The sequence below is a fragment of the Acidovorax sp. NCPPB 3576 genome, assembly GCF_028473605.1.
Lineage (GTDB): Bacteria > Pseudomonadota > Gammaproteobacteria > Burkholderiales > Burkholderiaceae_C > Paracidovorax.
Genome location: NZ_CP097267.1, coordinates 2,973,466 through 2,992,283 on the forward strand (window position 1 = coordinate 2,973,466; position 18,818 = coordinate 2,992,283).

The 18,818-nt window shown below is 66.3% G+C and carries 19 protein-coding genes and 1 tRNA gene; 8 read left to right on the forward strand and 12 right to left on the reverse strand.

The genetic code is table 11. The features are described from left to right. Positions 1–6: 6 nt before the first annotated feature. From M5C98_RS13650 to M5C98_RS13675, 6 genes are all read right to left on the reverse strand, one after another. Positions 7–702: an ABC transporter ATP-binding protein gene (locus tag M5C98_RS13650; RefSeq protein WP_272547977.1), complete on the reverse strand. Its 696-nt coding sequence runs from the start codon at positions 700–702 to the stop codon at positions 7–9. 1 nt (position 703) lies between these two features. After that, positions 704–1,495, reverse strand: coding sequence for an ABC transporter ATP-binding protein (locus M5C98_RS13655; RefSeq protein ID WP_272547978.1), 792 nt, complete (start codon positions 1,493–1,495; stop codon positions 704–706). Further along, a complete protein-coding gene (locus tag M5C98_RS13660; protein WP_272547979.1) occupies positions 1,492–2,802 on the reverse strand; it encodes a branched-chain amino acid ABC transporter permease in 1,311 nt (436 codons plus the stop codon). The genes M5C98_RS13655 and M5C98_RS13660 overlap by 4 nt, the downstream gene beginning before the upstream one ends. A 4-nt stretch (positions 2,803–2,806) precedes the next feature. After that, positions 2,807–3,760, reverse strand: coding sequence for a branched-chain amino acid ABC transporter permease (locus M5C98_RS13665; RefSeq protein ID WP_272547980.1), 954 nt, complete (start codon positions 3,758–3,760; stop codon positions 2,807–2,809). A gap of 99 nt (positions 3,761–3,859) precedes the next feature. Next, a complete protein-coding gene (locus M5C98_RS13670; RefSeq protein ID WP_272547981.1) occupies positions 3,860–5,095 on the reverse strand; it encodes a branched-chain amino acid ABC transporter substrate-binding protein in 1,236 nt (411 codons plus the stop codon). A gap of 149 nt (positions 5,096–5,244) precedes the next feature. Next, complete coding sequence (locus M5C98_RS13675) at positions 5,245–6,885, reverse strand: 3-(methylthio)propionyl-CoA ligase (RefSeq protein ID WP_272547982.1); 1,641 nt, start codon at positions 6,883–6,885, stop codon at positions 5,245–5,247. Between the two features lie 188 nt (positions 6,886–7,073). On the opposite strand from M5C98_RS13675, the gene M5C98_RS13680 reads away from it, so the two are divergent. The 5 genes from M5C98_RS13680 to M5C98_RS13700 all read left to right on the forward strand — a co-directional run bounded on the left by M5C98_RS13680 (position 7,074) and on the right by M5C98_RS13700 (position 10,686). Continuing rightward, positions 7,074–8,561 (forward strand): protein adenylyltransferase SelO, encoded by a 1,488-nt coding sequence (locus tag M5C98_RS13680; protein WP_272547983.1) that lies wholly within the window; start codon positions 7,074–7,076, stop codon positions 8,559–8,561. After that, positions 8,558–8,971 (forward strand): peptide-methionine (R)-S-oxide reductase MsrB, encoded by a 414-nt coding sequence (gene msrB / locus M5C98_RS13685; RefSeq protein ID WP_272547984.1) that lies wholly within the window; start codon positions 8,558–8,560, stop codon positions 8,969–8,971. The genes M5C98_RS13680 and msrB overlap by 4 nt, the downstream gene beginning before the upstream one ends. A 32-nt stretch (positions 8,972–9,003) precedes the next feature. Next, positions 9,004–9,567 (forward strand): septation protein A, encoded by a 564-nt coding sequence (locus M5C98_RS13690; RefSeq protein WP_272547985.1) that lies wholly within the window; start codon positions 9,004–9,006, stop codon positions 9,565–9,567. Continuing rightward, a complete protein-coding gene (locus M5C98_RS13695; protein WP_272547986.1) occupies positions 9,564–9,833 on the forward strand; it encodes a BolA family protein in 270 nt (89 codons plus the stop codon). The genes M5C98_RS13690 and M5C98_RS13695 overlap by 4 nt, the downstream gene beginning before the upstream one ends. 67 nt (positions 9,834–9,900) lie before the next feature. Continuing rightward, a complete protein-coding gene (locus M5C98_RS13700; RefSeq protein WP_272547987.1) occupies positions 9,901–10,686 on the forward strand; it encodes a foldase protein PrsA in 786 nt (261 codons plus the stop codon). Between the two features lie 127 nt (positions 10,687–10,813). On the opposite strand, the gene M5C98_RS13705 is transcribed toward M5C98_RS13700, so the two are convergent. Next, complete coding sequence (locus tag M5C98_RS13705) at positions 10,814–11,602, reverse strand: DUF1624 domain-containing protein (protein ID WP_272547988.1); 789 nt, start codon at positions 11,600–11,602, stop codon at positions 10,814–10,816. A 261-nt stretch (positions 11,603–11,863) separates the two neighbouring features. Here M5C98_RS13705 and M5C98_RS13710 point away from each other — a divergent pair, with 261 nt between their 5' ends. Continuing rightward, a complete protein-coding gene (locus M5C98_RS13710) occupies positions 11,864–12,145 on the forward strand; it encodes a hypothetical protein (RefSeq protein ID WP_272547989.1) in 282 nt (93 codons plus the stop codon). 166 nt (positions 12,146–12,311) lie between these two features. On the opposite strand, the gene M5C98_RS13715 is transcribed toward M5C98_RS13710, so the two are convergent. Next, positions 12,312–12,388: transfer RNA gene (locus M5C98_RS13715), tRNA-Pro, on the reverse strand. A gap of 73 nt (positions 12,389–12,461) precedes the next feature. After that, the gene (infA, locus tag M5C98_RS13720; RefSeq protein WP_092739728.1) at positions 12,462–12,710 is read right to left on the reverse strand and encodes a translation initiation factor IF-1; all 249 of its coding nucleotides are present in this window, start codon (positions 12,708–12,710) and stop codon (positions 12,462–12,464) included. Between the two features lie 435 nt (positions 12,711–13,145). Here infA and asd point away from each other — a divergent pair, with 435 nt between their 5' ends. Next, positions 13,146–13,997, forward strand: coding sequence for an archaetidylserine decarboxylase (gene asd / locus M5C98_RS13725; RefSeq protein ID WP_272547990.1), 852 nt, complete (start codon positions 13,146–13,148; stop codon positions 13,995–13,997). A 51-nt stretch (positions 13,998–14,048) separates the two neighbouring features. Here asd and M5C98_RS13730 read toward each other — a convergent pair whose 3' ends face one another. Beyond that, entirely contained in the window at positions 14,049–14,303 is a 255-nt protein-coding gene (locus tag M5C98_RS13730; protein ID WP_272547991.1) for a hypothetical protein, read from the reverse strand. A 155-nt stretch (positions 14,304–14,458) separates the two neighbouring features. Here M5C98_RS13730 and M5C98_RS13735 point away from each other — a divergent pair, with 155 nt between their 5' ends. Next, complete coding sequence (locus M5C98_RS13735) at positions 14,459–16,405, forward strand: phosphatase PAP2 family protein (protein WP_272547992.1); 1,947 nt, start codon at positions 14,459–14,461, stop codon at positions 16,403–16,405. 38 nt (positions 16,406–16,443) lie between these two features. On the opposite strand, the gene hutG is transcribed toward M5C98_RS13735, so the two are convergent. Both hutG and M5C98_RS13745 read right to left on the reverse strand, forming a co-directional pair. Next, positions 16,444–17,268, reverse strand: a complete 825-nt coding sequence (gene hutG / locus M5C98_RS13740; RefSeq protein ID WP_272547993.1) for an N-formylglutamate deformylase — start codon at positions 17,266–17,268, stop codon at positions 16,444–16,446. Between the two features lie 49 nt (positions 17,269–17,317). After that, positions 17,318–18,784 carry a formimidoylglutamate deiminase gene (locus M5C98_RS13745; RefSeq protein ID WP_272547994.1) on the reverse strand — a complete coding sequence of 489 codons (1,467 nt, stop codon included), beginning with the start codon at positions 18,782–18,784 and terminating at the stop codon, positions 17,318–17,320. Between the last annotated feature and the right edge of the window lie 34 nt (positions 18,785–18,818).

Sequence of the window (18,818 nt, forward strand, 5' to 3'; positions counted from 1 at the left end):
GCCCGGTCACACCTCCAGCCACTCCTTGCGCACGTAGCTGTTCTCGCGCAGCCCCTGGGGCGTGCCCTCGAAGACGATGCTGCCGTGGCCCATCACCAGCGCGCGGTCGGAGATGGTCATGGCGATGGTGAGCTTTTGCTCGATGAGCAGCACCGAGATGCCTCGCTCCTTGATCGCCATGAGGTACTGCCCCACCAGCTCCACGATCTTGGGCGCGAGGCCTTCGGTGGGCTCGTCGATGATGATGAGGTCGGGGTCGCCCATGAGCGTGCGGCACAGGGTGAGCATCTGCTGCTCGCCGCCCGACATCACGCCGGCCTCGGTGTGCTGGCGTTCTTTGAGGCGCGGGAACATGCCATACATGTCGTCGAAGCTCCAGCGGCTGCCTTTGCCCTTGCCCTTCTGGCCCAGCAGCAGGTTCTGGTGCACGGTCAGGTTGGGGAAGATGTCGCGGCTTTCGGGCACGTAGCCCAGGCCCAGGTGGGCGATCTCGTAGGCCTTCTTGCCATCCAGGCGCTGGCCCTTCCATTCGAGGGTGCCTTCCCAGTCCACCAGGCCCATGATGGCCTTGGCGGTGGTGGAGCGGCCCGAGCCGTTGCGCCCCAGCAGCGCGACGATCTCGCCCGGCTGCACGCCGAACGAGACGCCGTGCAGGACGTGGCTCTTGCCATAGTAGGCATGCAGGTCTTGGACGTTCAGCATGTCAGTGCCCTCCCTCCTGTTGCGCCGCGACGGCCGAGCCCAGGTAGGCCTCCTGCACGCGCGGGTTGGCGCGCACGGCCTCGGGGGTGTCGAAGGCGATGACCTCGCCATAGACCACCACGGCGATCTTGTCGGCCAGGCCGAAGACCACGCCCATGTCGTGCTCCACGGTAAGCAGCGTGCGGCCCACCGTCACTTCCTTGATGAGGCGGATGAAGCGCGCGGTCTCGCTCTTGCTCATGCCGGCGGTGGGTTCGTCCAGCAGGATGACGTTGGCGCCGCCGGCGATGGTGATGCCGATCTCCAGCGCGCGCTGCTCGGCGTAGGTGAGGTTCATGGCCAGCGTGTCGCGCTTCTTGTCCAGGCGGATCTGCTCCATGAGCTGCGTGGCGCGCTCGTTGGCATCGTGCAGCCGCGAGAGGAAGCGCAGGAACGTGTAGCGGTAGCCCAGGCTCCACAGCACGCCGCAGCGCAGGTTCTCGAACACGCTGAGCTTGGGGAAGATGTTGGTGATCTGGAAGCTGCGCGACAGCCCCATGCGGTTGATCTCGTACGGCGCCTTGCCGTCGATGCGCTGGCCGTTCAGCAGCACCTGGCCGCTGGTGGCGCCGAACCGCCCGCTGATGAGGTTGAACAGCGTCGATTTGCCGGCGCCGTTGGGGCCGATGATGGCCACGCGCTCGCCCGGGGCCACGCACAGGTTGGCGCCGCGGATGATCTCGGTCTTGCCGAAGCGCTTGTGCAGGTCGCGCAACTCCAGCGCGTAAGGGGGTTTGATGGGGGTCACGCTCATGCTGCGTCTCCCCGCTTGATGTCGTGTTCGATGGCTTCCTGGATGGCGCCCCATTGCTGCAGGAACTGGCGCCGCACGGTCTCGAACAGGCCCAGCCCCACCAGCAGCACGAAGCCCGCGCCGAACCAGCTGGTCAGCGCCCGCGCGTTCAGCGTGGCGCCGAGAAAGTTCATCTGCGGGCCGAGCGCCGCGTTGAGCTGCAGGTGATAGGTCATCTCCACCATGCAGGCCGCGCCCAGCACGGCCACCAGGGCCGTGCCCCCCAGCGCCAGGTACGACACCCACAGCGTGCGCAGCCGACCGTATTGGGCCACGCGCAGGTTCATCATGATCAGGCTGGCGATGCCGCCGGGCGCATACATCACCATGAACAGGAACACGAGACCCAGGTACAGCAGCCAGGCCTTGGACAGCTCGGACAGCAGCACCGAGGCGAACACCAGCAGCACCGCGCCGATGATGGGCCCGAAGAAGAAGGTCGCCCCGCCCAGGAAGGTGAACAGCAGGTAGCCGCCCGAGCGCAGCACGCTCACGCTGTCGGCGCCGGTGACGATCTCGAAATTGATGGCCGCCAGCCCCCCGCCCACGCCCGCGAAGAAGCCCGCGATGATGAAGGCGAAGTAGCGCACGCGCTGCGTGTTGTAGCCGATGAACTCCACGCGCTCGGGGTTGTCGCGCACGGCGTTCAGGATGCGGCCCAGCGGCGTGCCGGTGAAGGCGAACATGAGCGCCGTGCACACGAAGCAGTAGGCCGCGATCAGGTAGTACACCTGGATCGCCGGGCCGAAGGTGATGCCCATGAACCCCTTGCCGTACACGCGGTCGGTGGTGATGCCGCCCTCCCCGCCGAAGAACTCGGGGAACATCAGCGCCATGGACGCCACCAGCTCGCCGATGCCCAGCGTGATCATGGCGAAGGTGGTGCCCGACTTCTTGGTGGTGACGAAGCCCAGCAGCACGGCGAAGAACAGCCCCGCCAGCCCGCCCACGAGCGGGATGAACACCAGCGGAATGGGCACAGCGCCCTTGCCCGCGAGGTTCATGGCATGGATGGCGATGAACGAGCCCAGGCCGGTATAGACGGCATGGCCGAAGCTCAGCATGCCGCCCTGCCCCAGCAGCATGTTGTAGGAGAGGCAGATGACGATGAGGTAGCCGATCTGCGACAGCATGGTGAGCGCCAGGCTGCTGGTGAACAGCATGGGCGCCACGATGAGCGCGGCCGCGAACAGGCCCCAGATGGCGATGCGCCCGATGTTGAGCGGCTTGAACCGGTAAGCCGGTGGCGAGGAGGTGTGGGAGCGCATGGGTTCAGTCCTCCCGCGTGCCGAGCAGGCCCTTGGGCCGGAAGATGAGGATCAGCACCAGCAGCAGGTACGGCAGGATGGGCGCCACCTGCGACACGGTGAGCTTGAGCAGCGGCCAGCCGAAGGTCTGCTCTGTCACCGCCATGCCGACCGCGCGCAGCGCATGCGCCAGCGAATAGTCCAGCGCCACCGCGAAGGTCTGCAGCACGCCGATCAGCAGCGAGGCGAGGAAGGCCCCGGCCAGCGACCCCATGCCGCCCACGACGACGACGACGAAGATGATCGAGCCCACCGATGCCGCCATGGCGGGCTCGGTGACGTAGGTGTTGCCGCCGATCACGCCCGCCAGCCCGGCGAGCGCGCAGCCGCCGCCGAACACCAGCATGAACACGCGCGGCACGTTGTGGCCCAGCGCTTCCACCATGTCGGGGTGCTTGAGCGCGGCCTGGATCACCAGGCCGATGCGGGTGCGGGTGAGCAGCAGCCACACGGACAGCAGCATCAGCAGCGCCACCAGCATGACGAACGACCGCGACTTCGGGAACTGCGTGCCATACAGCGTGAAAAGCGGCCCCTGCAACTGCGCAGGCAGGCCGTAGGGCACGGTGGAGCGGCCCCACACCAGTTGCACCACCTCCAGCACCAGGTACGACAGGCCGAAGGTCACCAGCAGCTCGGGCACGTGGCCGTACTGGTGCACGCGGCGCAGCGCGTAGCGCTCGAACGCGGCGCCGAGCGCGCCCACCAGCAGCGGCGCCAAGAACAGCGCCACCCAGAAGCCGACCAGGCCGGACAGCGTGTAGGCGATGTAGGCCCCCAGCATGTAGAAGCTGGTGTGGGCGAAGTTGAGCACGCCCATCATGCTGAAGATGAGGGTGAGCCCCGAGCTGAGCATGAACAGCAGCAGCCCGTAGCTGACGCCGTTGAGCAGCGAGATCACGAAAAACTCAAGATTCATCGAAGAACGCCGGCACGGTTAAAAAAAGAGCCCGAGTCACCCCGGGCCCAAGGTCTCAGCAATGAAACTGAAATGCGGTTGCCCCGTGTGGGCCCCGTGTCAGGAAGGCCGCTTCATCTGGCACGAGGTAGGCGTGCTGGCCACGTAGGGCTCGTAGTACTTCACCGGAACGAAGGTGTAGCCGGTATTTTCCGCGTCGTTGGGGTACTTGCCGCCGGCCTTCTCCCACTTGGAGACGAACAGGCCCTGCTGCAGCTGGTGGTCGCTCTTGCGCATCTCGACCTCGCCGTTGAAGCTGTTGAACTTCATGCCTTCCAGCACGGGGGCGACCTTGACGGGGTCGGTGGATTTGGCCTTGACGAAGGCGGAATCCAGCATGGCGAAGGCGTGGTACACGGCGCCGGTGTACATGTCGTCGTTGAACTTCTTCTTGTATTCGGTGACCACGCGGCCGATGTCGCCGGGCAGGTTCAGGTGGTTGTACGACACCATGTACACGCGCCCTGCCGCTGCCGCGCCCATGGCCGTGGGGCTGCCCGTCACGCCGCCGTAGTAGGTGTAGAAGTTGACGTTGGCCAGCCCCGCATCGTTGGCGGCCTTGATGAGCAGGGCCAGGTCCGAGCCCCAGTTGCCGGTGATCACGCTGTCGGCGCCGGACTGCTTGATCTTGGCGATGTAGGGGGCGAAATCGCGCACCTGGGCCAGCGGATGCAGGTCGTCGCCCACGATCTGCACGTCGGGCCGCTTGCGCGCGAGGTTTTCCTTGGCGAATTTGGAGACCTGCTGGCCGTGCGAGTAGTTCTGGTTGATGAGGTACACCTTCTTGACCTCGGGCAGGTCCTTCATGAAGGTGGTCATGGCCTCCATCTTCATCGAGGTGTCGGCATCCAGGCGGAAGTGCCAGTAGCTGCACTTGCTGTTGGTGAGGTCGGGGTCCACGGCGGCGTAGTTGAGGTACATGACCTCCTTGCCGGGGTTGCGCGCGTTGTGCTTTTCCAGCGCGTCGATGATGGCCAGCGCCGGGCCCGAGCCGTTGCCCTGCACCACGTAGCGCGCGCCCTGGTCCATGGCCGAGCGCAGGGCGCTGGTGGTTTCCTGCGGACTGAGCTTGTTGTCGATGCCGATGATCTCGAACTTAACGCCCGCCGCGTTCTTCTTGTTGAACTCTTCCGAGAGGAATTGGAAGCTCTTGAGCTGGTTGGTGCCCACCGCCGCCATGAGGCCCGACAGCGGGTCGAGCCAGGCGATCTTCACCGTGTCGCCCTTTTGAGCGAACGCGCCGCCAGCGCTTACCAGGATTGCGGATGCAGCTACAGCCTTGATAGCAAATCTCATCGCTTGTCTCCTCTTGGGTTCTTGAATGGAACAGGCCGCAGCGTAAGGCACGGCACAGAGGAGATGCTCAGGGATTCACCCTATCCGCTATCCCGCATGCGACTGGGCGGCGGCCCCGCGCGGCCGCCCCATCGCCGAATCGGCGCGCGTCACAGGCCCGGCAGGCGGTAGTCCTTGAGCTGCTCGCGCAGCTTGGCCTTGAGCATCTTGCCGGTGGCGCCGATCGGGATGGCGTCCACGAACAGAACGTCGTCCGGGATCTGCCACTTGGCGGTCTTGCCCGCGTAGAACTGCAGCAACTCCTCGCGCGTGACCTCGGCGCCGGGGCGCTTGACCACCGCCACGATGGGACGCTCGTCCCACTTGGGGTGCGGCATGCCCACGCACGCGGCCATGGCGACGCCAGGGTGGGCCATTGCGATGTTCTCGATGTCGATGGAGCTGATCCACTCGCCGCCGGACTTGATCACATCCTTGCTGCGGTCGGTGATCTGCATGTAGCCGTCGGCATCGATGGTGGCGACGTCGCCCGTGGGGAACCAGCCGCGGCCCTGCGCATCGGGCACCAGCGGATCGCCCTCGCCGCGGTAGTAGTTCTCGACGATCCACGGGCCCTTGACCAGCAGGTCGCCATAGGTCTTGCCGTCCCAGGGCAGTTCGTGGCCGTCGCCGTCCACGATCTTCATGTCCACGCCGTAGATCGCGCGGCCCTGCTTCATGAGGATCTGCATCTGCTCGTCGCGCGGCAGCGCCAGGTGCTTGTTCTTGAGCGAGCACAGCGTGCCCAGCGGGCTCATCTCGGTCATGCCCCACGCGTGCAGCACGCGCACGCCGTAGTCGTCCTGGAACGACTGGATCATGGCCGGCGGGCAGGCCGAGCCGCCGATCACGGTGCGCTTCAGTTGGCCAAAGCGCAGGCCGCCCGCCTTCACGTGGTTGAGCAGCATCTGCCACACGGTGGGCACGCCGGCGGCGAAGGTCACGCCCTCGGCATCCATCAGCTCATAGACCGATTTGCCGTCCAGCGCCGGGCCGGGAAACACCACCTTGGCGCCCACCAGCGGCGCCGAGTACGGCAGCCCCCAGGCATTGACGTGGAACATCGGCACCACGGGCAGCACGGCGTCGCTGGCCGACAGGCCCATCACGTCCGGCAGCGCGGCGGCATACGCATGCAGCAGGGTCGAGCGGTGGCTGTAGAGCACCGCCTTCGGGTGCCCGGTGGTGCCGCTCGTGTAGCACATGCTGGAGGCGGTGTTCTCGTCGAACGAGGGCCACACATAGGTGTCGGGGGCCGTGCCGATCCAGGCTTCATAGCTCAACAGGCCGGGGATGCCGCTGTCGGCGGGCAGCTGGTCGGCATCGCACAGCGCCACCCACTGGCGCACCGTGGGGCACTTGGCGTGCACGGCCTGCACGATGGGCAGGAAGGTCATGTCGAAGCACAGCACCCGGTCTTCGGCGTGGTTGACGATCCACGCGATCTGCTCGGGGTGCAGGCGCGGGTTGATGGTGTGCATCACCCGCTCGGAGCCGCTCACGCCGTAGTACATCTCCATGTGGCGGTAGCCGTTCCAGGCCAGGCTGGCCACGCGGTCCCCGGGTGCCAGGCCCATGCCGTCCAGCACGTTGGCCAGCCGCCGCGCCCGCACCGCCATGTCGCGGTAGGTGTAGCGGTGGATGTCGCCCTCGACGCGGCGCGACACGATCTGCACATCGCCGTGATGGCGCTCGGCGAATTCGATCAGCGTGGAAATCAGCAAGGGTTGACTTTGCATCAGGCCCAGCATGTTGGCTCCTTGGGTTGTCGTTGTGAATGGTTCCGCGGCATCCTACCGTGCGCCCCCTGCGCTCCAGCCCGGGGGGCGCCATGCGTTGGGGCCGCGTCTGTCGCCTGCTTGACAGCAGCGGCCGCAGGGCCGGCGCCCCCAAGTCCCCTCGCCCCGCGTGGCAAAGCGGGTCGGAGACAATTCGGCAGATGAATGCCCCCCTTCTCTCTGCTGCTGCCGCTGCGCCTGCGTCCGGCCTCGAATGGCGCAACGGCTTCGCGGACCTGGGCGCGGATTTCTTCACCGAACTGGTCCCCACCCCCTTGCCCGCCCCGCATTGGGTGGCCACGAGCCTGGACGTTGCTCACCAACTGGGCGTGCCGGCCGCTTGGCTGGACTCCGATGCGGCGCTGCAAGTGTGCTCGGGCAACGCGCTGCTGTCGGGCATGCGGCCCCTGGCCACGGTGTACAGCGGCCACCAGTTCGGGGTGTGGGCGGGGCAACTGGGCGATGGCCGCGCCATCCTGCTGGGCGAAACCGCCGGCGGACTGGAAGTGCAGCTCAAGGGCGCGGGGCGCACACCGTATTCGCGCGGGGGCGATGGCCGTGCCGTGCTGCGCTCGAGCATCCGCGAATTTTTGTGCAGCGAGGCCATGCATGCGCTGGGCGTACCCACCACGCGGGCGCTGGCCCTGACCGGCTCGCCCGCCCCGGTGCAGCGCGAGGTGGTGGAGACCGCCGCCGTCGTGACACGCATCGCACCCAGCTTCATCCGCTTCGGGCACTTCGAGCACTTCGCGGCGCGCGACCAGTTGCCGCAGTTGCGCACGCTGGCCGACTACGTCATCGACCGCTACTACCCCCAGTGCCGCAATCCTGACGCGCCAGGCGGCAACCCCTACGCCGCCCTGCTCCAGGCGGTGAGCGAGCGCACGGCGGAGCTGCTCGCGCACTGGCAGGCGCAGGGCTTTTGCCACGGGGTGATGAACACCGACAACATGAGCATCCTGGGCCTCACGATCGACTACGGGCCGTTCCAGTTTCTCGACGGGTTCGTGCCGGGCCACGTGTGCAACCACAGCGACACGCAGGGCCGCTACGCCTTCAACCGCCAGCCCAACGTGGCCTACTGGAACCTGTTCCGCCTGGGCCAGGCGCTGCTGCCGCTGATCGAGGACGTGGCGCTGGCGCAGGCGGCGCTCGAGTCCTACCAGACCGTGTTCCCTGCCGAATTCCTGCAGCGCATGCGCGGCAAGCTCGGGCTGCAGGCGGCCCATGCCGGCGACGCCGCGCTGGTGGACGGCCTGCTCAATCTGCTGGCCCACGGCGGGGTGGACTACCCCATCTTCTGGCGCCGCCTGTCGCATGCCGTGGCCAGCGGCGATTTCGAACCCGTGCGCGACCTGTTCATCGACCGGGCGGGCTGGGATGCTTGGTTGCTATCATTTTCAGAGCATCCAGGGCAATCGAATCCACGGCACATGGCGGATTCGATGCTGAAATGCAATCCGAAATTCGTGCTGCGCAACCACTTGGGCGAGCAAGCCATCCGCGCGGCCGAGCAAGGCGACTTCGCACCGCTGCACACCCTGCAGGCGCTCCTGGCCCAGCCCTTCGAAGAACACCCCGGCCACGACGCCTGGGCCGACTTTCCGCCCGACTGGGCTTCCTCCATTGAAATCAGCTGCTCATCATGACCTTTCCCATCAAAAAGACCGAAGCCGAATGGCAGGCCCTGCTGCAAAGCAAAGGCGCCGAACCCGTGGCGTGGCAAGTCACCCGCCATGCTGCCACCGAGCGCCCGTTCACCGGCAAATATGAAGCCCACTGGGCCGACGGCAGTTACCACTGCGTGTGCTGCGGCGCCAAGCTGTTCGACTCGGGCACCAAGTTCGATGCGGGCTGCGGATGGCCCAGCTTTTCCGAGGCGGTGCCGGGCTCGATCAAGGAGATCGTGGACCGCAGCCATGGCATGGTCCGCACGGAGACGGTTTGTGCACAATGCGGGGCGCACCTCGGCCACGTGTTCGAGGACGGCCCCGCCTCCACCGGCCTGCGCTACTGCATGAACTCCGCATCGCTCGATTTCGAGCCCGGCTCCACCTGAACGGCGGCAACGCTCGCCCACGCTCCAGCCCCATGAAACTGCTGATCGACTTCTTTCCCATCATCCTGTTCTTCGCGGCCTTCAAGCTGTGGGGCATCTACACGGCCACAGCCGTGGCCATCGCGGCCACCGTGCTGCAGATCGGCTACCTGCGCTACAAGAACGGCAAGGTCGAGCCCATGCAATGGGTGAGCCTGGGCGTCATCGTGGTGTTCGGCGGCGCCACGCTGCTCTCGCACAGCGAGACCTTCATCAAATGGAAGCCCACCGTGCTGTACTGGCTGATGGGCTCGGCGCTGCTGATCGGCCAGGTGTTCTTCCGCAAGAACCTGATCCGCTCCCTGATGGGTGCGCAGATGGAACTGCCCGACGCCGCGTGGCGCACGGTGAACTGGAGCTGGACCGGGTTCTTTGCCGTGATGGGCCTGGTCAACCTCTGGGTGGCCTATCACTTCGACACCGACACCTGGGTCAACTTCAAGCTGTTCGGCGGCATCGGGCTGATGGCGGTCTTCGTGATCGGTCAGGCTCTGTACCTGAGCCGCTACATGAAAGAAGACGAAACCAAGACCGCTCCCAAGGACGTGCAGCCATGACGGTACTGGCCATCACCGCCGAGGCCATGGCGGCCCGGCTTCAGGAGCGCCTGACCCCTGCCAAGCTGGAAGTGCTGGATGAAAGTGCCGCCCATGCGGGTCACGCAGGCGCCAATGGAACGGGGTCTGGCACCCATTTTCGGGTGCGGATTTCGTCACCTTTGTTTACAGGCAAACCACGGGTTGCACAACATCGCCTTGTGTATGATGCGCTGCAAGAATTTATTGACCAGGGCGCTCACGCCATAGCCATTGAAGTTCTTTGATCCGGCCCTATTTGTCGGACTTGCGGTCAAACTGCCCGCAACTCATTTCCTTTTTGTGGACTCCCCAATGAAGAAAAAGCTCTTGTCCGGCCTCGTGGCCGCTGCCGTGCTGGGCGCGACGGCATTTCCCGTCTACGCTCAAAACCTCGCCGTCGTGAACGGCAAGGCCGTTCCCAAGGAACGCGCCGAAGCCCTGAAGCAGCAAGTGGAGCGCTCCGGCCGCCCCGTGACCCCCGAGGTCGAAGGCCAGATCAAGGAAGAAGTGATCGCGCGCGAAATCTTCCTGCAGGAAGCGCAAAAGCGTGGCCTCGAAGCCTCGCCGGACTACAAGACCCAGATGGAACTGGCCCGCCAGACCATCCTGATCCGCGAGCTGTTCGCCGATTACCAAAAGGCCAACCCCGTCACCGACGCCGAAATCCAGGCCGAATACGACAAGTTCGTTGCCGCCAGTTCCGGCAAGGAATACAAGGCCAGCCACATCCTGGTGGAAAAGGAAGACCAGGCCAAGGCCATCATCGCGTCCATCAAGAAGGGCGCCAAGTTTGAAGACATCGCCAAGAAGCAGTCCAAGGACCCTGGGTCCGGCGCTCGCGGCGGCGATCTGGACTGGTCTGCGCCCAGCAGCTATGTGGCCGAGTTCACCGAAGCGCTGGTCAAGCTGAACAAGGGCCAGATGACCCAGACGCCGGTCAAGACCCAATTCGGCTGGCACATCATCCGCCTGGACGACGTGCGCGAAGCCAAGCTGCCCAAGCTGGAAGAAGTGAAACCCCAGGTGGCACAGCAACTCCAGCAACAAAAGCTGGCGAAGTTCCAGGAAGAACTGCGCACGAAGGCCAAGATCGAGTAATCGATTGCAAAGAGGGGGGTTGGCAAGCAAGCGCCTGCCGCACCACCCACCGCCCTGCTTCTTGCTCAACGCGGCCTTGGTGCCGCGTTTTGCTTTTGGAGGACGCCCCGTCCTGTGTCTTAGCGCCTTAAGCCCGCCCCAGCACCCAGGATGCAGCCATGAGCAAGCCGATCAGGACCGGCTGGTGCAGCATGTAATAGCTCAGGCTCCATCGGCCCAGCACTGCCAGCGGCGAAAGCGCCCTGGGCAGCGCGGCCTTCATCCAATACGGATGCTTTCGAAGCACCCACTGCCCGCTCGCCAAGCCCCACCACATCACGCCGAGCCACGGCAGCACCGGTACATAGTCTTCCGTGAAAGGCTTGCGCGACACCAGCCCCAGCCAGTTGAGCGCGTTACCGTTGAATGTGCTCGCCCAGGCAGAGAGCGGCCCGTCCGTCAGTGCCCAGCCCCCAAGCGAAGGGAGCGCGATGGCAATCGCTCCCGCAGGCCACAGCCAGGCACCCCACCCCGCCGTGCATCGCGCCACCATGAGCATGGCCGCCATCCCATGCAGTACGCCGAAGTGGATGAAGCTGCGGGGGAACATCAGGTACGACCCTGCGGTCACCAGCAATGCACAACCCACGATCTGCAGCCAACGCTTGAAAAACCGCTCCCATCCCAGGCCCTGATGCCAGGCCAAAGCCTGCCCCAGCCCCGCACAGAAAAGAAACAGTCCCACGATGGCCGTCCGTTGGGTCGTCCAGAACGGATCGGCCCGAAAGTTCTGCGGCCAGTATCCGAAGTGGCTGAGGTCAAAGCAGAAGTGGAAAATGGTCATCCATACCATGGCCACGCCCCGCAATGCATCCACCCCCGCCATGCGAGCACCATTGCGGGATGAAAAGCTGCCAAGGGGGAAGGGACGGGGCATGGCCAGGTAGGTTTTGAGCAGGACGCGAGATGGTAAAGCGATCACGACCGGCCATGCGGTACGCGGTACGCGGTACGCGGTAAGGCACTAGATGAGTGGCCATTCCCCGCTCGACGCAACACGCCGCCCCCCATAGCCGTTGAAAGATGGCGACTGCTGAAACGACAGGGTTTTTGACAGTATGCAGCCGCAGCGATGCTGGATGCAATTTCAGCTTGTTGGCCGTATAGCCCCGCTCTAGCATGGCACCGAGGAGGCATTATGGACAATCATCCACAAGCAGAAATAGAACTGCTGCGCCAGGAAATTAGAACGCTCAAAAGCGCACTGGCCAATGTCACGGCACAGGTACATCCACTGAATATGCTGGCCCAGGCTTTGGTCATATTGCACCAGGAGCCGACCGCATTGCTCATGGTGTTCGAGCATGCCATTCCCGAAGCCAATGCGCCGGACCTGCCCTTCCACCTGGAAAATGAAGAGGTGGAACAACTGACCCATCAAAGCGAGTGGATTTTGAGGCTGCTGCGCACCCGGGGCTGATTTCCACGGGACGTGCGTTGCAGATTTTTGCTTGCCCGCAATGCCTCCGGCCATGCCCTGCAATGTGAATGCAGAACACCATCGCAACGGCATCGAAAGCATGCGAAGAATGAGAAGCCAAAAAGACAAAAGGGGTTAGGTCAAATGACCTAACCCCTTGAATCAATGGTCGGAGCGGCGGGATTCGAACTCGCGACCCTCTGCTCCCAAAGCAGATGCGCTACCAGGCTGCGCTACGCTCCGACAACTAGTATTATAACCCTGCATCACAGCCATATTTGGAAGATTCAAGGAAATTTCCCAGATTTTTTCAAACTCAACGCGACGACGGTCCCGGGCCACGGCCTGGGAGGTGGCGGAAGGTGATACGTCCCTTGGACAAGTCGTATGGAGACATCTCGAGCGAGACCTTGTCGCCAGCCAGAATGCGGATGTGGTGCTTGCGCATCTTGCCGCCGGTGTAGGCGATCAATTGATGGCCGTTGTCCAGCGTGACGCGAAAGCGGGAGTCGGGCAGGACTTCCGTCACGGAGCCCTGCATTTCAATCAGTTCTTCTTTGGCCATGATTTCAAGTCAATCTTCAAACAGTAATAGGAGGTATCGGGGCCTGCGCGAAACTGCAACCAGAATGTCGGCCCATCTCGCAAGAGATCCAGGCACGGTGTACAGCAAGCGGGGGGATTCACTGCGCCCCATGGCGCATCGGTCGGAAAAGGCCGGCGGGGCGGCTTCCATACACAGCGACAGCGAGGAGCTGCGCAAAACCGCACCATTGTAACGTAGTAAGGGAATCGTGTGGAATAGTGCCGACACACCACCGCTGCAGCGCCAGCCCATGCCGAGCGCCCGTCGCGCACGGCGTTTTATTCCACCGTTTCGGCGCTGCACCGTCCGCACGGTTTTCGCCGGCTGAACCAGGGATGGGCTCAGATCAACCGCCAAGCAAGAGCGCCCGCGTCGTTAGAATGCCTCGCACCCCAACCGCTCAGGAAGTCCACCTTGTCAGACCGCCTTGCCGTACTTCCCCAATACCTTCTTCCCAAACAAGCACTCACGGCGCTGGCGGGGCGGCTTGCACGGGCGCAAGGCGGAGCCCGCACCACGGCGGCGATCGAGCGCTTCATTGCACGCTACCGGGTGGACATGAGCGAGGCCGCCGAGCCAAATCCCGCAGCGTACGCAACGTTCAACGACTTCTTCACCCGTGCATTGCGGCCCGGAGCAAGGCCCATCGCCACGGCGGCTGCGGTTTGCCCGGTGGACGGAGCGATCAGCCAGTTCGGGCCCATCGACCAGGACCAGATATTCCAGGCCAAGGGCCACCGCTACTCGACTACGGCCTTGGTGGGTGGCGATACCTCGTTGGCGGCGCAGTTCGACAACGGCAGCTTTGCCACCATCTATTTGAGTCCACGCGACTACCACCGCATCCACATGCCCTGCGATGGCACATTGCTGCAGATGGTGCATGTGCCCGGTGAGCTTTTCTCGGTGAATCCGGTAACGGCGCGGGGCGTACCCGGGCTTTTTGCACGCAACGAGCGCGTGGTGTGCGTGTTCGACACGCCTTTGGGAAAGATGGTCCTCGTGCTGGTAGGTGCGACCATCGTGGGCAGCATGGCCACGGTGTGGCACGGGCAAGTCAACCCGCCGCGCACAGGCGAACTGCGCAACTGGGGCTATGCCGATCGGCGGATCATGCTGCGCCAGGGAGAGGAGATGGGGCGATTCCTGCTGGGCTCCACCGTCGTGCTTCTGTTTCAGCGCGGTGCGGTGCAATTTTCAGAACAGTGGTCGCCTGCTCGTCCGGTGCGGCTGGGCGAGGCGATGGCCGAGCGGCCAGCCGGCTGACGCGCTTGCTGCGCCCGGCGCCTGAACGAAGTGGGCCGGGCGGGAGATCCATCAGCGCTGGCGCACGGTGGTGAATGCGCTGGGCGCCAAAAAGAGCCGGCTGGGAGAGACGGACGCTTCGTGGCCCACGAGGTAGATGGCCAGTTCCTGGCGCCGCAGGGCCACGTGGCTCACGGTTTCCCACTGATCGCCCATTCGTACCGCAGTGCCGGGCCGAAAGAGCGGCATGTGAAAAAGCTCTCCCCATCCAGGCAGTGCTACGGGCTTTTCCGCGACCGTGGGCGCGATGGTGGGGGCGATGTCCATGGCGAATGCTACTCCGCCCCGGCCCTTTGCGGGGAAATGATTGAGGCGCGCAGTCACGGCACTGTCACAGCGCAATCCTAGAGTGCAGCCGCAGCAGGCCCGCAAGGTCTGTTCGCCCCGGCTCCCGCCTTCGCTTTTCCAACCTGCCTGTTCCCATGACGCTGCCTTTGCCCCGACGCACACTGATCCTGGCGCTTGCCGCCGCATTCGCGCTCTCCGCCTGTGGCGGCGGGGGTTCCGATGCCGCACCACCGGACGCACCGCGCGGCCTGGGGTTTGCCGATTCCGCGCCGGTGCCCAATGAATTGACCACGCCCCCGTTCGTGGATTTCGCCTTCACCAACCAGCGCGGCGATGCCCGCTACGCCACGCTGGCCACCAACGCCGGGGTGCGGGTGCTGTCGGGCTTTCTCGACATCTGGAAGCCCAGCACGCTGCTGGTGGATGCCGGCGTGACGGCCGATGCCAACGGCGCCTTCCCCGCGATCAAGCCGTCAGCCTGGACCGGCATTCCCGGCGACGCGACCGACGGCACGGTGCTGAACGCGCAGGTGCACACCCGCAACATCCAGTACGTGGTGGACGCCACGGCGCGCCGCACGGCCGCCCAGGAACGCCTGGCCTACGAAGACGACCGGCGCGGCAAGGCCTACAGCGTGACCGATGGCCTGGGCCCGTTGACCAACGCGTGGCGCACCGCGGCGCAGCAAAAGACCAGCATTTCGGGCATTCCCGCGGATGCGACCACGGTGCTCTACAACGACACCGGCAACAACGCCGGGGTGGGCGGCAGCGCCAACGCGGGCTTCGGCACGGTGGTGGACTTCATCGGCGGCATCGGCGACAACGGCTCGACCGAGCCGGCCAAGCGCTTCTACAAGTACGCCCGCCCCTGGCGCTGGAGCGCCAATGTGCAGATCGTCCCGGCCCTGGTGCCCGCCAAGAGCACCACCCCAGCCACCGACGGCGGCTTCACCAGCGGCCACACCGCCGAGGGCGTGCGCGATGCCATCGCCATGGCCTACCTGGTGCCGGAGCGGTTCCAGGAAATGCTGGCGCGCGGGCTGGAGTTGGGCGAAAGCCGCATTCTGGCCGGCATGCACTCGCCCCTGGATGTGATCAGCGGCCGCGTGCACGGCCAGGCCGTGGCTGCCGCCAGCATCGCCACCGGCGCGAACGCGCCGCGCAAGGCCGCTGCCGTGGCCCAGGCCCGCAGCACGCTGATGGCTGCGGTGGGCGCGCGCACGCCCGAGGAATTCCTGCAGATCGCACACTCGCAGGCCACCACCGCCGACCGTTTCGCCGACCGCGCCGCCAACCAGGCAGAGTACCTGCGCCGCATGACGTTCGGCTTCGCCCCCATCGGCGACACCACGCGCCCGGCCGTCGTGCCCAAGAGCGCCGAGGTGCTGCTGGAAACCCGCTTCCCCTACCTGGATGCGGGCCAGCGCCGCGTGGTACTCAAGACCACCGCGATCGCATCGGGCTACCCGGTGCTGGACGACGCCGAAGGCTGGGGGCGCCTGAACCTGTTCGCGGCCGGCGACGGCTACGGCGCCTTCAACGGCGACGTGGCGGTGACCATGGACGCGGCGCAGGGCGGCTTCAACGCGCTGGACGCCTGGCGCAACCCCATCGCCGGCGCCGGCAAGCTCACCAAACGCGGCAGCGGCACGCTCGTGCTGGCGGGCGCGAACCGCTACACCGGCGGCACGGAAGTGGCCGCAGGTGCCGTACGGGCCGACAGCAGCAGCGCGCTGGGGCAAGGCGACGTGTACCTGAGCGGCGGCACGCTGATCGGCAACACGGCGGCGCAGCTGGCCATCGGCGGTGCCTTCACCCTGGGCAGCAGCAGCACGCTGGAACTGCGCGTGGGCGCCGATGGCGCCGGCCAGCTGCAGGCCGCCGGCCCGGTCACTCTGGCGGGCACCCTGCGCATCGCCTTCCGTTCGGGCTTCACGCCGGCGATCGGATCGACCCTCACGCTGGTGCGCGGCGCCCCGGTGCGCGGGACGTTCGGCAGCATCACGGTGAACGGCTTCAAGGTCACGCCGATCTATCTGGACGATTCCGTGCAACTGCGGATCGACGCCGCGGCCTGACTGGCGCGGGCGCGGACCGGCCGGTCCTGGCGTAGGCCTTACGCCAGCGCCCGGGTGCGGGCAAATTCCAGCACGGCCTCCAGCATGCGGCGCAGGACAGGCTGCACGCCGGCCGCCACCTCGGGCAGGTAGTCGAACGGCAGGGCTTCCTGCATGTAGCTGCACTGCGTCATCTCCAGCTGCACCGCGTGCACGTTGCGCGCAGGATTGCCGTAGTGCCGCGTGATGTGGCCGCCTTTGAAGCGGCCATTGAGCACCGTGGTGTACGCCGGGTCTGACTGGCCGATGCGCAGCAGCGCCTGCGCCAGCGCCGGGTCGCAGCTGGCCCCTTCGGCCGTGCCCAGGTTCAGGTCCGGCAGCTTGCCCGCGAAGAACCTCGGCAACACGGAGCGGATGGAATGCGCATCCCACAGCATGGCCACGCCATGGGCGGCGCGCAGGCGCTCCAGCTCGGCGGCCAGTTGCGCGTGGTATGGCGCCCAGACCGCATCGCGGCGCGCGGCGATCTCGGCGTCGTCCGGCGCGTCACCGGCCTCCATGTAGATCGGCGTGTCGTCGAAGGTGTCCACCGGGCACAGGCCCGTGACGCTCTGGCCGGGATACAGGCTGGCGCCATCCGGCGGCCGGTTCAGGTCGATCACATAGCGCGAATGCGTGGCCACCAGGATCGAGGCGCCGAGGCCGCGGGCAAAGCCGTAGAGCCGCTCCAGGTGCCAGTCCGTGTCCGGCACCTGGCGGGCCTCGTCGGTGAAGCGCGCGGCGATGTCCGGGGGCACGTGCGTGCCCACGTGGGGCATGGACACGAGCAGCGGAGCGGTGCCCTGGTGGAAGGTGAAGGGTGGAGGGGAATGGGGTACGGTCATGCGATCGGGTCTGCGTTGGGGGGACGAAAGCCGTGGGCCGGCCGGTCAGTCAATGATCGGCTCGGGCGATGGTGGCCGTGCGGGCGGCCACGAAGGCAGCGGCGGCGCGGTCGTGCAGCGCGTGGCGCCCCGCGACGACGCGCGGCGTGCCGGCAGTCCAGAGGCTGTGCAGCGCCGAGGTGCGATGGCTGCCGAACACATGCGCGCCCAGCATGCTGTCGGGCGGCAGGCCCTGCAGCGCGATGTGCTGCGCATCGAGCGCCACCAGATCGGCGCGCCCGCCCACCGCGATGCCGGCCGGCGCGTCTGGAGTGCACCGGCCGCTGGCCTGCGCCCCGCCCTGCACCGCCTGCAGCGCCATGGCGGTGGCGACCTCGGGGTGGGCGCGGCTGGCCAGCACGTTGCGCTGGCGCAGGGACAGGCGCTGGCCGTATTCGAGCAGCATCAGCTCTTCCGCCGCGTTCACGCAGGCATGGCTGTCGGAGCCCACGCCCCAGCGGCCGCCGTCCGCCAGCCAGCGCGGCAGGTCGAACAGGCCGTCGCCCAGGTTGGCCTCGGTGGTGGGGCACAGGCCGGCCACGGCGCCGGTGCGGGCGGCGCACGCATATTCGTCGGGCGTCATGTGGGTGGCATGCACCAGGCACCAGCGCGCATCGACCGGCGCATGCTCCAGCAGCCATTGCACCGGGCGCTGGCCGCTCCAGGCGATGCAGTCGTCCACCTCCTGCGTCTGCTCGGCGATGTGGATGTGCACCGGCGCTGTCGGGCTCAAGGCCGTGAGGCCTTCGACCGCGATGCGCAGGCTGTCGGGCGGCACGGCGCGCAGCGAATGCGGGGCCAGGCCCAGGATGCCGCCCTGCGCAGGCAGCACGGGCGCGAGGCGCTCCAGCAGCGCGAGCATGCTGTCGGTGCTGCGGATGAAGCGGCGCTGGTCCTCGCGCGGCGCGCGGCCGCCGAAGCCGCTGGTCTGGTAGAGCACCGGCAGCAAGGTGATGCCGATGCCCGCGGCCTGGGCGGCGCGCAGCAGCGCGAGCGACATGGCGGCATCGTCGGCATAGGGCTGGCCCGCCGCGTCGTGGTGCACGTAATGGAACTCGCACACCGCGGTGTAGCCCGCCTCCAGCATCTCGACATAGAGCCAGGTGGCGATCGCCTCCAGATGTTCGGGCGTGGTGCGCGCGGCAAAGCGGTACATGAGGTTGCGCCAGCTCCAGAAGCTGTCCTGCCCGCCGTCCGGCTGGGGCGCGCGGTATTCGGTCAGCCCGGCGAAGGCGCGCTGGAAGGCATGGGAATGCAGGTTGGGCATGCCGGGAAGGACCGGGCCCGGCGCACGCGGCGCGGTGCCGGCGGCGCTGCCCGGCGCCACGGCGGTGAGCCGGCCCGCGGCATCCCACTGCAGCAGCACGTCGCGCGCCCAGCCGCCGGGCAGCAAGGCGTCCTGCGCGAACAGGGCGCCAGCGGGAGGCGTCCGAGGCGCAGAGGACTCGGCAGGCGGGGATGAAACGGTGGTGCGCATCAGTCAATGGCCTCGGGGCAGATGGGAAATGAGA